Annotated in this window: 13 protein-coding genes and 1 riboswitch; of the genes, 11 read left to right on the plus strand and 2 right to left on the minus strand. The window is 36.8% G+C overall.

Annotated features, from left to right (window positions below; genetic code table 11):
* Positions 1-90: 90 nt before the first annotated feature.
* The 7 genes from B1B04_RS15010 (at position 91) to B1B04_RS15040 (ending at position 8,975) form a co-directional block, all read left to right on the plus strand.
* Entirely contained in the window at positions 91-2,913 is a 2,823-nt protein-coding gene (locus B1B04_RS15010; RefSeq protein ID WP_079562252.1) for a 2-oxoglutarate dehydrogenase E1 component, read from the plus strand.
* Between the two features lie 94 nt (positions 2,914-3,007).
* Positions 3,008-4,234, plus strand: coding sequence for a 2-oxoglutarate dehydrogenase complex dihydrolipoyllysine-residue succinyltransferase (gene odhB, locus B1B04_RS15015; RefSeq protein WP_079562253.1), 1,227 nt, complete (start codon positions 3,008-3,010; stop codon positions 4,232-4,234).
* A gap of 598 nt (positions 4,235-4,832) precedes the next feature.
* A riboswitch (Lysine riboswitch) is annotated at positions 4,833-5,019 on the plus strand.
* Positions 5,020-5,133: 114 nt separating this feature from the next.
* Positions 5,134-6,000, plus strand: coding sequence for a transporter substrate-binding domain-containing protein (locus tag B1B04_RS15020; RefSeq protein ID WP_079562254.1), 867 nt, complete (start codon positions 5,134-5,136; stop codon positions 5,998-6,000).
* A 190-nt stretch (positions 6,001-6,190) separates the two neighbouring features.
* Positions 6,191-6,916, plus strand: coding sequence for an amino acid ABC transporter permease (locus B1B04_RS15025; RefSeq protein ID WP_079562255.1), 726 nt, complete (start codon positions 6,191-6,193; stop codon positions 6,914-6,916).
* Between the two features lie 13 nt (positions 6,917-6,929).
* Positions 6,930-7,661, plus strand: coding sequence for an amino acid ABC transporter ATP-binding protein (locus tag B1B04_RS15030; RefSeq protein ID WP_079562256.1), 732 nt, complete (start codon positions 6,930-6,932; stop codon positions 7,659-7,661).
* 222 nt (positions 7,662-7,883) lie between these two features.
* Positions 7,884-8,111, plus strand: coding sequence for a hypothetical protein (locus B1B04_RS15035; RefSeq protein WP_079562257.1), 228 nt, complete (start codon positions 7,884-7,886; stop codon positions 8,109-8,111).
* A gap of 666 nt (positions 8,112-8,777) precedes the next feature.
* Positions 8,778-8,975, plus strand: a complete 198-nt coding sequence (locus B1B04_RS15040; protein ID WP_079562258.1) for a DUF6501 family protein — start codon at positions 8,778-8,780, stop codon at positions 8,973-8,975.
* 118 nt (positions 8,976-9,093) lie between these two features.
* On the opposite strand, the gene B1B04_RS15045 is transcribed toward B1B04_RS15040, so the two are convergent.
* Together B1B04_RS15045 and B1B04_RS15050 are read right to left on the minus strand one after the other, a co-directional pair.
* Positions 9,094-10,158 (minus strand): toxic anion resistance protein, encoded by a 1,065-nt coding sequence (locus B1B04_RS15045; RefSeq protein WP_079562259.1) that lies wholly within the window; start codon positions 10,156-10,158, stop codon positions 9,094-9,096.
* The gene (locus tag B1B04_RS15050) at positions 10,155-10,805 is read right to left on the minus strand and encodes a 5-bromo-4-chloroindolyl phosphate hydrolysis family protein (RefSeq protein ID WP_079562260.1); all 651 of its coding nucleotides are present in this window, start codon (positions 10,803-10,805) and stop codon (positions 10,155-10,157) included. Before B1B04_RS15050 ends, B1B04_RS15045 begins: the two co-directional genes overlap by 4 nt.
* Positions 10,806-11,427: 622 nt before the next feature.
* Between B1B04_RS15050 and B1B04_RS15055 the strand changes: the two genes are divergently transcribed.
* From B1B04_RS15055 to B1B04_RS15070, 4 genes are all read left to right on the plus strand, one after another.
* Positions 11,428-12,330 carry an ABC transporter substrate-binding protein gene (locus B1B04_RS15055; RefSeq protein ID WP_079562345.1) on the plus strand — a complete coding sequence of 301 codons (903 nt, stop codon included), beginning with the start codon at positions 11,428-11,430 and terminating at the stop codon, positions 12,328-12,330.
* 82 nt (positions 12,331-12,412) lie between these two features.
* Positions 12,413-13,420, plus strand: a complete 1,008-nt coding sequence (locus B1B04_RS15060; protein ID WP_427484087.1) for a FecCD family ABC transporter permease — start codon at positions 12,413-12,415, stop codon at positions 13,418-13,420.
* Positions 13,417-14,379, plus strand: a complete 963-nt coding sequence (locus B1B04_RS15065; RefSeq protein WP_079562262.1) for a FecCD family ABC transporter permease — start codon at positions 13,417-13,419, stop codon at positions 14,377-14,379. Before B1B04_RS15060 ends, B1B04_RS15065 begins: the two co-directional genes overlap by 4 nt.
* A 17-nt stretch (positions 14,380-14,396) precedes the next feature.
* Positions 14,397-15,179: an ABC transporter ATP-binding protein gene (locus tag B1B04_RS15070; protein ID WP_079562263.1), complete on the plus strand. Its 783-nt coding sequence runs from the start codon at positions 14,397-14,399 to the stop codon at positions 15,177-15,179.
* Positions 15,180-15,235: the final 56 nt, after the last annotated feature.

Here is a 15,235-nt window from a genome sequence, read left to right on the forward strand (position 1 = left end):
CATCCTTTAAAAGAACGGAAAATTATTATATAATTAATTGTAATTTAATTAATGGAACTGCCGAAAGGCAAAATTTGGAGGTCATTTTTCATGTCGAACAACGTTACAACTGTAAGTTCTCCATGGTCAGCTTTTTCTGGTCCTAACCTAGGATATGTGATGGAGCAATACGACTTATTCTTACAGTCTCCTGAAGAAGTAGAACCGGAGTTAGTATTATTATTCCAACAATTTGGTGCACCAGTAGTAGTAGAAGGTGAAGTAGCTGTAGCTAGTAATGCAGCAGCTCCTGCTGGCGATTACAAGAAAGTGTTAGCAGCTGTGAAATTAGCAGATGCAATCCGTACAAACGGTCATTTAGCGGCAGATATTTATCCTTTGAAAAACCGTGAACTACAAACAGCTCAAATTGAAGAAAGCGCGTTCAACTTAAGCGCTGCAGATTTAGCTGAAATTCCTGCAGCTGTCTTCTTCAAAGATGTGCCAGCAAACGTGAAAAATGGTAAGGATGCAATCGATTACTTAAAATCTGTTTATACAGATAAAGTAGCATTTGAATATAATCACGTAGTAGCAACTGAAGAACGTGATTGGATTCAAGCACAAATTGAAACAGCTTCATTTAAACAAGCATTAGCTTCTGATGAGAAAAAAGCTTTATTAGACCGTTTAACTCGTGTTGAAAACTTCGAGAAGTTTATTCATAAAACTTTTGTAGGTCAAAAGCGTTTCTCTGGTGAAGGTTTAGATACTCAAATCGTCCTATTCGATGAAATTTTGAAAACAGCTGAAACAAATAGCGTTAAAAATGTACGTATTGGTATGGCCCACCGTGGTCGTTTAAATGTGTTAACACACATTTTAAATAAACCATATGACATGATGTTCTCTGATTTCGCACATGTTTCTAATGAATTATTTATGCCAGAAGATGGTCGCCTTGAAATTACTAAAGGCTGGACTGGTGATGTAAAATACCACATGGGTGCTTCTTACAACCGCGAATCTGGTATGAATGTTAAACTTGCTTACAACCCTTCTCACTTAGAAGTAGGAAATCCTGTTGTTTTAGGTACTGCACGTGCTGCACAAGATGACACTTCTAAACCAGGGCAAGCTATTCATAACCGCACAAAAGGATTAGGAATTCTTGTGCATGGTGATGCTGCGTTCCCAGGTCAAGGGATCGTAACAGAAGTATTAAACTTTGCAAAAACTGAAGGGTTCACTACTGGTGGTACAATCCACATCATTGCTAACAACATGATTGGATTTACAACTGAACTACAAGACTCTCGCTCATCTGTATATTCTTCTGACCCTGCAAAAGGTTATGAAGTACCAGTTGTGCATGTAAATGCAGATAGCCCTGAATCTGTAGTTTTAGTTGGTCGTTTCGCAGCTAGCTACCGTCAAAAATTCGGTAAAGATATTATCGTTGACCTTCTTGGTTACCGTCGTCATGGTCATAATGAAACGGATGACCCAACTGTAACAAACCCTGAAACGTATAAATTAGTTTCTAAACATGAACCTGTCCGTTCTTTATACGGTGCTCAATTAGCAGCTGAAGGTGTAGTTTCTGCTGATGAAGTAGCAGCTTTAGATAAAGCTATTTATGCAGAAATGCAAGCAGCTTATGATCATGTAAGAGAAATGGCAGATAAAGATGAACATAAACATTTAGAAATGCCAGAAGAATTAAAAGTAGAATTCCCACAAATTGATACAGCAGTTGGTGCGGAACGTTTAGAAAAAATAAATGAAGAGCTTTTAGTGTTTGAAGAAAACTTTGAACCACAGAAAAAGCTTGGCAAAATTTTAGAAAAACGCCGTGATGCATTTGCTTCTGCAAAAATCGACTGGGGTCATGCAGAAACTTTAGCTTATGCAACAATTATTCAAGATGGCACACCAGTACGATTTACAGGTCAAGATGCACAACGTGGTACGTTCTCTCAACGTCACCTAGTGTTACATGACAAAAACAATGGTAATTTATTCACGCCACTTCACCATATTTCAGGTGCAAATGCATCATTTTCAGTACACAACTCTCCACTTACAGAAGCTGGGGTAGTAGGCTTTGAATATGGTTACAATATAGAAAACGACCATGTATTATCAGTATGGGAAGCTCAATTTGGTGACTTTGCTAACATGGCACAAGTTATGTTCGATAACTATATTTCAGGTGCACGTGCTAAATGGGGTCAAAAATCTGGTTTAGTAATTCTTTTACCACATGGTTATGAAGGTCAAGGTCCAGAACACTCTTCAAGCCGTATGGAACGTTACTTACAAATGTCAGCTGAAAATAACTGGTTCGTAGCAAACTGTTCAAACGCAGGTAACTACTACCACTTATTACGTCGTCAAGCAGCATTATTAGGTACTGAAGGCGTTCGTCCACTTGTGGTTGTATCACCTAAGTACTTACTTCGTCACCCATTAGCTGCAGCAAATGCTGATCAATTAGCAAATGGTTCATTCCAAGAAGTAATTGAACAACCAGGCCTAGGTTCAAAACCAGAAGCTGTAGAGCGCATTGTTTTAGGTTCAGGTAAAGTCATGATCGACATCGCAGACCGTATTAAAGACGGTGAAGGCTTCGATCACCTACACATTACTCGTGTAGAACAACTTTACCCATTCCCAAAAGAGCAAGTTGCTGGTATTATTGCTAAGTATCCTAATGTAAAAGAAATTGTTTGGGTACAAGAAGAGCCTAAAAACCAAGGTTCTTGGAATTATGCATTAGAAACATTACACGACCTTTCAGAAGGTAAAAAGCTACGTTATGTAGGCCGTCCTGCAATGAGCTCAACTTCTGAAGGTGATGCAGATTCTCATAAAGCAGCTCAAGCCGCACTTGTAGAAGAAGCAGTTGCTGAGCCTGTAAAGGTTAAATAATCATATATTAAATATTTTTGAGAGCCGGGCTACTTGCTTAGGCAGTAGCCCATTGATGTGCACCAATGCACGTTAATTAAAGGAGGAAATGAAAGTGGCTGAAATTAAAGTCCCTGAATTAGCAGAATCGATTACAGAAGGTAGTATCGCACAGTGGGTAAAAAAAGTGGGCGATCGCGTTGAAAAGGGTGAATTCATCGTTGAACTTGAAACAGATAAAGTAAACGCTGAAATCATCTCTGAAGAAGCAGGAGTTTTAACTCAAATTTTAGCTGAAGAAGGCGATACTGTACTTGTAGGTCAAGTAATCGCAGTTGTAGAAGCTGGCGAAGGTGCAGCACCTGCTCCAGTTGCAGCAGCTCCAGTTGAGGCAGCACCACAAGCAGCACCTGCTCCAGTTGCAGCAGCTCCAGTTGTAGTAGAAACTTCTGGTGAGCGTGTAATCGCGTCTCCAGCAGCACGTAAACTTGCTCGTGAAAAAGGTATTGACCTTGCTGCTGTATCTCCAGTAGATCCACAAGGCCGTGTACGTGTACAAGACGTTGCAGCTCATGGTACAGCTCCAGTAGCAGCACCACAAGCAGCTCCAGCAGCACCTAAAGCAGTAGCAGCTGTTGATGAATCACGTGTGACAATTGAAAAAATGAGCCGTCGTCGCCAAACAATTGCAAAACGCTTACTTGAAGTAAAACAATCTACAGCAATGTTAACAACATTTAACGAAGTAGATATGACAAACGTTATGGCTTTACGTTCTCGTAAAAAAGACCAATTCTTCGAGTCAACTGGCTCTAAACTTGGTTTCATGTCATTCTTCACAAAAGCTGTAGTTGCAGCACTTAAAAAATACCCATATGTGAATGCACAAATCTCAGGCGATGAAATTCACTTAAACAACTTCTTTGATATCGGTGTAGCTGTATCAACAGAAGAAGGTTTAGTAGTACCAGTAGTACGTGACGCTGACCGCAAAAACTTTGCTGAAATTGAAGATTCAATTGCAGACCTAGCTAAAAAAGCACGCGACAAAAAATTAGGTTTAGCAGATCTTTCAGGTGGCTCATTCACAATTACAAATGGTGGTGTATTCGGTTCATTAATGTCTACACCTATCATGAATGGTACACAAGCTGGTATCCTTGGTATGCACTCAATCAAAAAACGTCCAGTTGAAGTGAATGGTGAAGTAGAAATTCGCCCAATGATGTACTTGGCACTTTCTTATGACCACCGTATTATCGATGGTAAAGATTCTGTAGGCTTCCTTAAAACTGTTAAAGAACTACTTGAAAACCCAGAAGATTTATTATTAAATTCTTAATTCCTGAGTTTCTTAAAACCTTGCGAACATCGTTTCGCAAGGTTTTTTAGCTTTTTATGAAGCATTTGTGGGAGGGAAGGATAAAAGAGCCAAAGTGACGGATAGAAGAGTCAGAACGACGGATAAATGAGTCGGAGTGACGGATAAAGCAAGCGAAGCGACCGAAAGAAGAGCTGAATCAACGGAAAAGTTGTCCGATCGTTTGTGAAAGCTTCACAGTAAAAATGCGTATAGTGCAAATGGTGTTATCTTTACAGTTCAACAATTTCTTTTGAAGTACTATAAAATAATTTAAATATTAATTATTTGCTTGATTTCTGAAAAATCAGTTCTTTGTCGCGTGTGTTACAAGCGTATCCACGTATATAAGTTGGTTGGAGTACGTACAATGGAGCATGGGCGATTTTACGGACTTTCTCGACAAAACATTCGAATAAATCATTTTCGACTTTGCAAAAGTGTATATATGTCTTTAAAAGGCTAAAAAACCCTAATATTGTAATTAATCAGAAAAGTAATAAAATTGTCTTGACGAAAATGTTGTTTTTATAGTAGTATCTTAATATCAATTAAATATACAAACCTCACATTTATCCTATTGTGAGGTAGAGGCGCGGTATTTATTAGTTCATTGTTGAGTATAAGCAAGCGAAGACGCAATGGAGAAGGAACTATCGCCGAAGTATAAAAGGAGCTCGTACTTTTATGCTGGGTCTGCAGTGAATAAGTGCAGGACTGTCCTAGTGAATTATTTTCCAGGTTTACTAGGTTGTGCTATCTCGGAATGATGGAATTTTAGTGAGGATTTGGGCAACTGTTAAAAAAGTAAGACCTAAGTTCAGTACTTAGGTCTTTTTTGGTACAGTTGTCTTATTTTTTACAGAAAAGGGGAATGTTACATGAAAAGAAAATGGTTAGTATTAATGTTGACCGTAATGACAGCAATCTTGCTAGCAGCTTGTGGTGCTAGTGACAAGAAGGAGACGACATCGTCTAGTAATGGCAGTGCAAGTACTGATAAGAAAGAAGAAAGCGGCCAATTCCGAATCGGGATGGAGGCGGGCTATGCTCCGTTTAACTGGACGCAGCAAAGTGATGCAAATGGCGCGGTAAAAATTGCCGATAATGCAGAATATGCAGGCGGTTATGATGTACAAATGGCGAAAAAAATAGCTGAAGGCTTAGGAAAAGAATTAGTCATCGTAAAATTGGAATGGGATGGCTTAGTACCAGCTCTACAATCAAATAAAATAGATGCAATCATAGCAGGAATGTCACCTACTGCAGAGCGCAAGCAGACAATCGACTTCACTGACAATTACTATACATCTGATTTTGTAATGGTTGTTAAAAAAGGTAGTAAATATGAAAATGCAACATCTATTCAAGATTTCTCAGGTGCAAAAATCACTTCACAATTAAATACATCTAACTACACTGTTATTGATCAAATCAAAGGTGTAAAAAAACAAACAGCAATGGATAGCTTCCCAGCAATGCGTGTAGCAGTAGAAGCTGGAAAAATTGACGGCTATGTAGCAGAACGTCCAGAAGGTATTTCCGCTGCTGCTGCAAATGATAAATTCACATATGTAAAGTTTGAAAAAGGCTTTGATACAGATGTTTCTAATACATCTATTGCAGTTGGTTTACGTAAAGGTGATGCTGAGCTTGAAAAAATCAATGAAATCTTAAAAGGTATTTCAGAAGATGATCGTCAAAAAATTATGGAAGAAGCAATCCACCAACAACCAGCAGCACAATAACAAGAATGCACGGGCTAACTATTAGCCCGTGCATTCCATAACATCTCATTTAATAACAATCACAAAAAAAATAATAATGTCTTAGCTAATAGTTTCATAAAATTAAAGAAACAGAAGCCCAATGAAAGTGGTTGATAGCTAAGAGACAACAGTAACGAAAAAGCAACACGACGTTGTTAGGAGGTACATCATGAGTCTTGATTGGATTATTTCTATTGTTGAGAACAACTGGCAAATGTTTTTACGAGGTGCTTATTATACATTACTTATTTCAATTAGTAGTACAATTATTGGTGCACTTATCGGATTTTTCATCGGAATTATGCATACCATAAAGGTTCGTAAAAAAGGTGTAAATTTCTATAGCTTAAAGCTCATTAATTTTTTACTAACATGCTATGTCGAATTCTTCCGTGGTACACCAATGATTGTACAAGCAATGGTTGTATTTTACGGATTAGATATAGCATTTGGCATTGATATGCACTTTATTACGGCAGGTATTTTAGTTGTTTCACTAAATACAGGTGCTTATATGGCAGAAATCGTACGAGGTGGAATTGTTTCCATTGATCAAGGGCAGTACGAGGCTGCATCGGCTATTGGCATGAATCATGTTCAAATCATGCTACATGTTGTATTACCACAAGTTGCCCGAAATATATTGCCGGCAACAGGTAACCAATTAATTATGAACATTAAAGATACAGCAGTTTTAAACGTTATTGGGGTTACAGAATTATTTTTCCAAACAAAGTCGATTGCGGGTAATAACTTCCGCTATTTCGAATCCTTCTTTATAGCATGTATCCTATATTTCGTCATGACATTCACAGCATCAAGAATTTTACTGTATATTGAAAAGCGACTGGATGGACCAGATGCCTACAAAAAACAACAGAAAGAAGCAGTATAGGGGGGATGAGCAAATGACAGTTATTAAAATAGAGCATTTAAGTAAATCATTTGGTCGTAACCAAGTGTTGAAGGATGTAAATTTTCAAGTAGAAAAGGGTGAGGTTGTCTGCTTAATCGGTTCTTCTGGATCTGGTAAATCAACACTATTACGCTGCATTAATTTACTGGAAACACCAAGTGGCGGTCAAATTTTTTATAAAGATGAAAACATTTTAGACGATAAACATAATATCCAAGAGTACCGAACACATTTAGGCATGGTATTCCAGCAATTTAACTTATTCAATAATCATAATGTGCTAAAAAATTGCACAGTTGGTCAAATGAAAGTATTAAAGCGTTCGAAGGCAGAAGCGGATGAAGTGGCACTAAAATATTTACAAATTGTTGGTATGGATCAATACGTCAATGCGAAGCCTCGGCAACTATCTGGCGGTCAAAAACAGCGTGTAGCGATTGCACGAGCATTGTCAATGAGCCCAGATGTAATGCTGTTTGATGAACCGACGTCAGCTCTCGATCCAGAAATGGTTGGAGAAGTATTAAAGGTAATGCGTCAGTTAGCGGATTCCGGAAATACGATGTTAATCGTTACACATGAAATGGAATTTGCTAAAGAAGTAGCCGATCGTGTAGTCTTTATGGATAAAGGTGTTATTGTAGAGGATGGCCCTCCAACTCAGGTTTTAGTAAACCCTCAGCATGAACGGACAAAAGCGTTTTTAAAACGGACATTAAGATAAAAAAGTTTACGCGTTTGGTAATGAATAACTAAAAAAGTGAGTCAAAACGAATTTTATTAATAGTCAATATATAATGTGTAACAATTAAGCTGAACTAAATTAGTTCAGCTTTTATTTGTGATTAAGATATAATCTGGGCCACTCCAATTTAACGGTACAGTCAACTCTAGGAACTTTCTTCTACTGATAGCGTCAATTTTAGGCAGTTAAGGGGGTAGGACTTTGAAAAAATTATGTATTCTATTTACCGTAATTAGTGTTCTATTACTTGGATGTTCGCAAGAAAAAAGCTATAACGTATGGGTTGATTCATCAACACAAAGTCAAGAAACTATTGATTCAGCGATAAAAAGGCTTTCTAAAGCCGGGGTTGATTTCATTATTGATGAAAATGGTAGTGTCTTAGTAAATGAAAAAGAGATGGATAAGGCTGTAATATGCTGTTCTTAAGCTGAAGGGGACTCTTTTTCGAAAAGGATAATGCCTTTTTTATAATTATTATGCACTTTATTGAAACGAAAATCACGAAATGGTTTTAGGAAGCAAAAGTTCAGTGATGCTAACATTGTAACTTAAACTTTCAAGTCTCCAAACAGAATATCGAAGTAAAGTGGCAAGGGCGACTGATGAGCCTGTTCACTGCAGTCCGTATAATAAAAATAAAAACGTACACTACTAAAATTGAATTTAGTAATGTACATTTTTAATTTTTTACTGAGTTATTTTCTAGAATTCCATTCTGCGTATAAAATAAAACAAATTGCAAATGCAACGGCCAGGATAAAAAACCATTGCGGTACACCACCAAAGCTCATGTTAACACCTCGAAGTAAAATTTTTTATTAATTTTCTCCATTCATTTAGACTCCCAACTCTGCATGTATTGGGATGAGAGCTACAGTGAAATATCTACTGAATGAAGACATGTCCTCAGACGCATTGTTTATCTGTGCGACAGCACCTATTACATCAATACGAAATTGATATGGTTAAAAAAATGGATAGTTAGGGAGAAAATATGGTCATCTATGGTTTTTTTCTCCACAAGCGTACAAAAATATTATAAAATAAGCTGTATACATTAGCTTCGTGCTAGTAAAGAGAGGTAGAGAGATTATGTTACATTTAAAATGGAAAGATGCTCCAACAGTACGCACAGTTACTTGTAAGCATACAAATGCATCAAAATATTTAGTGTCAAACGTATTAACAGTAGGGCAACAATATGATGTGAAAAACGAAACAGAAGAGTTCGTTTTTATTATCGATAACACTGGTAATATTGGTGGCTACTATAAAGATTATTTTGAATAAGCAAATCAATTTCGCCTTGGCGTAATTGATTCCGGATTTTCATTCAATAGGTTTGAATGAAAACCAAAGGGTGGTTCAGATGATTTCTGAGCCACCCTTTTTTGTTGATAAAACGGAATCATCCATGCTTAAAGGTTTTTAATTCAGCAACTTCTTGTAGATGCTCTTTTTCCTGCTCAGTAGCTGTATGAAGGGCGAAGACATCTTGGATAGCTGACTTCAGCTCATGCTGTGTTTCTTTGAATTTTGATACTTGCTGTGCAAAGGAAGGGCTCGTAAAACGATCATTTGCACGAGATAATTTTTCCTCTAGCTGCGCGTAGCGATGATCCATATGCATAGACAACATCATAGCTAACTGATTTTTCCAAAGTGGAATAAGGGTAACGATTGAAAATTCTATTTTTTCCGCTAGTGTTTGATTGGATTGTTGGATCATGCGTATTTGTGGCGCAGTTTGTAAGGCAACTTGCTGAGAAACTTGTAGGTCATAAATACGTTGATCTAGACGTTCGATTTGAGCGGCAAAATCATTGAGCTGCTGGACAGCTAGTGGCTGTTTTGATGCCTGTACACTTGTCACTTTTTCTGGAAGTTCAACTTCAATGGCTTGCTGCTTCTTCATTTGTCCAGCTGCAATGGCAGTCGCTAACTCTTCAAAGTATCCTCTATTATGTGCATACAGTTCTTCTAGCATTTCTACATCTTTAAACATTTGAAGCTGTGCACGTTCAAGCTGAACACCAATTCGCTCTACTTGGATACTAGTCCGTTCAAACTCCGTTAATGTTTGCTTAACAGTAGGCTCAATTTTACCAAACATTTTTTTAAAAAAGGACTGTTTTTTTGGTTCTAATGCGTTAGGGTCCACTCGGTCTAATGTATGCATTAACGAGTCTAACATTTGGCCAATTTTTGTGACGTCTTTCTGTTTTACTTGTGCAAGCATTCGATCAGCAAATTGAGAAAGTGATCGCTGTGAATCTTGCCCTAAGGCCAGGACTGATTCGAAGTTAGTTAGGTCAAGCTGACTAGCATATAAAAGTGCACGACTTTGTGCAAGTGGCGATAGCGTTTCATACGTCGCCATCGCCTCATTATTTGTAGTTTCTAAATAAGATTGCACAAGAGGGGAAATACCTTGTATTGTATTTAGTTGAAATGCGTGATCATTTGCCGTCACTTATCATCGCCTCGCCACTCCAATTGTTCTTTTCGTCGTATATTGGAACGATTCGCAAATTCGATTTCCATTTGAAGATGGTCGATGTCGTTAGAAAGCGCATCCTTTAAATCAATTTGAATCGTATCATTTAAATCTGTAAGTGTTTCTCTTGTTTTAGATAAGGTAATTTGTATTTCCTTATCTTTCACAGGCTGCCTTGATAACATCGTATATTTATCCGTTAATTCAACAGCGGATGGGAGATGTGCATAAAAAAACTGTTCAACATTATAAAATTTTCGTGGATCTGTTTTAACAATTTTTACGATATTTTTTGAAATACGTGTCATTTCGAGTAATTGCTTAAATGCAGAAACAGAACGTACACGTAAGTAGTTTTGACTTAATGTTTGAATGTTTTTATTGGCTGCTTTAAGTTGAGTTTCAATATGTTTGTATTCTTCTTTTGTTATACCGGCTAATTGTATGAATTTCTTTTTCTGTCTATGTTTCAACAACGTCGTACTTGACGCGTATGTTCCAGCGAACAATAAACTACCAAGTAAGTATCCTGGTGTTGCCGCAAATGCTGCGATAGAAACAGTTGTGAGAGAAATTAAGAGGCTAGCGGTATGTCTAGAGAAAAACTGTCCGACACTGAGCATGTTTCTTCCTCCTAGCATTTAAATATGTCTATCTTCTTATACGAAATAATCGACATAAAGTTTCAATGAAAAAATAAACCTTACATAAATTTTACAGCTATTTGTAAAGTTTCTCAATGATATTACTTTGGAAAAGGGAATTTCCTTATCTTTTTAATAGGCACAGTGGAACGAAGTCGGGCCAAACAATAATCGACATCGCTAGTTCCAGATACTCATTGAGAGGTTGAAAACTTTAACTATCAAAGATTTTTTATTATTGCATAATCAAATCGTAGCTATTCATATAATTCGCAAATTGTTTGTCTTGCTCCACTTACGTACATATTTTAACATAATGAATTCTCAGTAGTTTGAATGTCATTTTGTGTTAAATGAAATGTTTCATAGCTGATCTTTTGTGAGAGATGAGGATCGAACTTATAAAATAAAGTAGAAATAATAAAATTTTGTTAAAAAATGATAATAAGGGATTTATTAAGTAAAAAAATATTTTTTATATAAAACTATTTACACATAGTGAATATGGTGTTATAAAAAGAGAATGATAATTGTTATCAAATGAATTGATGGAGGCTTTCAAGTGTTTTTTAGATGTAACAAAAAAACGATTGGCTTACTAATGGTTGTTTCAATGCTTTTCTTATTAGTAGGTTGCAATTCAAAAGATGCGTCAAATAAAGATGCAAAAGATGTAACAGAATCAATCAGTATCAAACATGAAATGGGGACGACAAAAGTTCCGACAAATGCTAAAAAGATAGTTGTTTTAGAACTTTCTTTTGTGGATGCTTTACAAGGTGTTGATATTACACCGATTGGTATTGCAGATGATAATAAAACGGACATGATTGAGAAGCTTGTAGGCGAAAAAATAAACTATACTTCTGTTGGTACTCGTGAACAGCCAAACTTGGAAGTTATTAGCTCACTTCAACCAGATTTAATCATTGCGGATGTACAACGTCATAAAAACATTTATGAGGACTTACAAAAAATAGCGCCAACGATTGAATTGAATAGTCGTGAGTCAACATATACAGAAAATATTGATTCATTCAAAACAATTGCGAAAGCTGTAAATAAAGAGGCTGAAGCTGAGAAACGTCTCAAAGAGCACGATAATAAATTGGCTGCTTTAAAAGCTGAATTAGCTGATGAAAAAGGAAAAAGTATTTTAACAGCAGTTGTCCGTGATACCTCTTTCCAAGGACATACGGCTTCTTCTTATGATGGTGAACTTTTAGAGAATTTAGGCTTTGAAATTGCTGCAAAAAGTAATGAAGCTTATGTGGAAATCAACTTAGAGCAACTTTCAACAATCGACCCTGATATTTTAGTGTTAGCGCAGAATGAAGGTAAATTAGTTATTGATGATTGGAAGTCAAATCCTCTTTGGAAAAATTTGAAAGCTGTGAAAGAAAACAAAGTTTTTGTAGTAGATCGCGATTTATGGACTCGTTATCGTGGGGTTATTTCATCTGAAGCAATTGGTGATGACCTTGTTAAACAATTAAAAGATTAATTTCTTTACTAAAAGCGAGAATGTTGATAATACAACATTCTCGCATTACTTATTTTTAGATATGTTTTCAGTTAAAGGTGTGATACAAACAATGGGTTCTAAACGAACATTGAATATATGGGTCGTTGCATTTATAAGTCTATCTTTACTTTTAATTGGTTTATTTTTACACCTCAGTGTTGGTTCGACTATTATGAACATCCATACAATTTTTAATGCAATCTTTCAAATAGATCAGTCAAGAGAAACAACGATTATTCAGACGCTACGCTTACCTCGAACAATACTTACGGTGATGGTAGGGGCTGCATTAGCAGTAGCAGGCGCATTGATGCAAGCTATTACACGAAATGCACTTGCTTCTCCAGAAATCTTTGGTGTCAACGCGGGTGCCTCATTAGCTGTAGCATCTGCTACACTGCTATTTGCAACACTGAGTCCATCAATGACCGTGTATGCAGCGTTTATTGGTGCATTGCTTGGAGGAATAACAGTATATGTATTCGCCTCTGGAAGGAAAATGACACATGTCAAACTAGCACTTGCTGGAACAGCGATTCATCTTTTCTTTTCTTCTATTACACAAGCTATCGTTATTTTAAATGAACGCGCAACCGATGTGCTCTATTGGCTTGTTGGATCTCTGAATGGGAAAGATTGGACACATGTACAAGTTGCATCGCCGTGGATCATTATTGGACTGGCAATTGCCTTTTTACTCTCGCGTTCATTTTCCATATTATCATTGGGAGAAAGTATGGCGTCCAGTTTAGGTGAAAGAGTTCAATTGATTCGCCTAATTGGAGGGTTACTAGTTATTATGTTGGCCGGCTCTTCGGTTGCAGTGGCAGGTCCAATTAGTTTTATTGGTCTAATTGTGCCTCATATTACACGGAAACTTGTCGGTCCGGATTATAGCCGGGTCATCCCATTTTCGGCACTTTTAGGAGCAACTTTATTATTATATGCAGATATTTTATCTCACTTTATCGTATATCCTTATGAGTCACCGGTGGGAATTGTTACTGCTCTGATAGGCGCTTCATTTTTCTTGTATTTAGTAAGGAAGGAGCGACTTATAAAGCAATGATTAGAAAGAAAAAGCCTAATTTACTGATTAGCATCTGTGGAATTATTTTGCTCGCGTTTTCTTTTATTAGTTTAGGAATTGGATCTATATCAATATCACCTATCGATATTTTTAGTGATAATTCTTTTATTTTGTTTAACTATCGTTTACCTCGTATGATTATTGCGATTATTGTGGGAGCATCATTGGCAGTTGCAGGAGCAATTTTACAAATTATATTGAAGAATCCACTAGCTTCTCCGGATGTTGTTGGTGTCACAAAGGGAGCTAGCTTATTTGCAGTTGCTTCTATGATTTTACTACCTAATGCTTTGACAATCATGTTGCCTATATCAGCACTTTTAGGAGCGGTCACTGTAGCAACAATTCTATTAGTTTTTGCTTATAAGCAAGGCGCAAAAACGCACTCCTTTGCTTTAATAGGAATAGCATTAAGCGCGATATGCCAAGCGGGTATTCAATTTTTTATCGTTAAATTCCCTGATAATGTTAATACTACATTGCTTTGGCTTACTGGGAGTTTATGGGGACGTAGCTGGAACGAAATACTGTTCTTAATCCCTTGCATTATTTTGTTACCGATCATGCTATTATTTGCTCGGAAATTAGAGATTTTAGGATTGGGTGATAAGGTGGCGGCAAGCCTAGGTGAAAATGTGCAATTATTACGTTATAGTTTCCTTTCTGTTAGCGTAATTTTAACAGGTGCTTCTGTAGCAGTAGTCGGATCAATAGGCTTCATAGGATTAGTAGTTCCACATCTTTCTAAAAGGCTTGTTGATACAAACGCACGTAGATTTTTAACAATGTCAGCTATTTTAGGTGCCTTATTTTTATTAATGGCTGATACGATAGGAAAAGGACTCATGCCACCAGTAGAAATTCCAGCTGGAATCGTTACAGCTCTCATTGGTGCGCCGTATTTTCTTTATTTACTTAGACGTGAAAAAAATAAGTGAAAGGATAATCGACTTTTATGACACAACTATCAGCAAAAGAATTAACACTGACTTATGAAACAAATACGATTATAGATGGAATCAATTTAAACATTCCGAAAGGGAAAATAACGATCATCATTGGGGCGAACGGTTGTGGAAAATCGACAATTCTTCATGCCTTAGGTCGTTTGATGAAGCCTAAACAAGGTAGTGTCTATCTAAATGGGAAAAACATTCATCAATATTCTCCGAAAGAAGTAGCAAAGCAACTTGCCTTTTTAGCGCAGTCACCAGAAATACTGGAAGATTTAACAGTAGAGGAATTATGTCTATACGGACGTCACCCACACAAAAGCTTGTTTGCACGCCATTCAGATAAAGATAAGGCAGTCGTGGAAGAAGCATTAAAAGCTACAAAAATGGATTTATTAAAAGATCGCACATTAGATGCATTATCTGGTGGTCAGAGACAGCGTGCTTGGATTGCTATGGCATTAGCGCAAGAAACAGATATATTACTACTTGATGAGCCAACAACATATTTAGATTTAGCACATCAAATTGAAGTACTTGAATTACTTCGTGCATTAAATCAGAAGCACAAAAACACTATAATAATGGTTCTTCATGACTTAAATCAAGCAGCGAGCTATGCAGATTATTTAATCAGTATAGCGGATGGGGAAATATATCAAGAGGGAACGCCTAATGATATTTTTACAGAAGAAATGATTCAACATGTATTTGGGCTCAATTCAAAAATTATCGAAAGCCCTGTTAATCAAGCCCCCATTTGCATTCCAATAGGTGTTATTTAAATTAAATAGTTTCATTTGAAATAAAAAGATTGAAGCAGTCGTTTTCAATCTTTTTA

Origin of the sequence: Lysinibacillus sp. KCTC 33748, assembly GCF_002237755.1 — a bacterium.
GTDB lineage: Bacteria > Bacillota > Bacilli > Bacillales_A > Planococcaceae > Lysinibacillus.

Coding starts and splice junctions, on each gene's coding strand:
- B1B04_RS15010 (WP_079562252.1), top strand. CDS start 91: ATGTCGAACAACGTTACAACTGTAAGTTCTCCATGGTCAGCTTTTTCT.
- B1B04_RS15070 (WP_079562263.1), top strand. CDS start 14,397: ATGACACAACTATCAGCAAAAGAATTAACACTGACTTATGAAACAAAT.
- B1B04_RS15020 (WP_079562254.1), top strand. CDS start 5,134: ATGAAAAGAAAATGGTTAGTATTAATGTTGACCGTAATGACAGCAATC.
- B1B04_RS15065 (WP_079562262.1), top strand. CDS start 13,417: ATGATTAGAAAGAAAAAGCCTAATTTACTGATTAGCATCTGTGGAATT.
- B1B04_RS15040 (WP_079562258.1), top strand. CDS start 8,778: ATGTTACATTTAAAATGGAAAGATGCTCCAACAGTACGCACAGTTACT.
- B1B04_RS15030 (WP_079562256.1), top strand. CDS start 6,930: ATGACAGTTATTAAAATAGAGCATTTAAGTAAATCATTTGGTCGTAAC.
- B1B04_RS15025 (WP_079562255.1), top strand. CDS start 6,191: ATGAGTCTTGATTGGATTATTTCTATTGTTGAGAACAACTGGCAAATG.
- B1B04_RS15050 (WP_079562260.1), bottom strand. CDS start 10,805: ATGCTCAGTGTCGGACAGTTTTTCTCTAGACATACCGCTAGCCTCTTA.
- B1B04_RS15055 (WP_079562345.1), top strand. CDS start 11,428: ATGGTTGTTTCAATGCTTTTCTTATTAGTAGGTTGCAATTCAAAAGAT.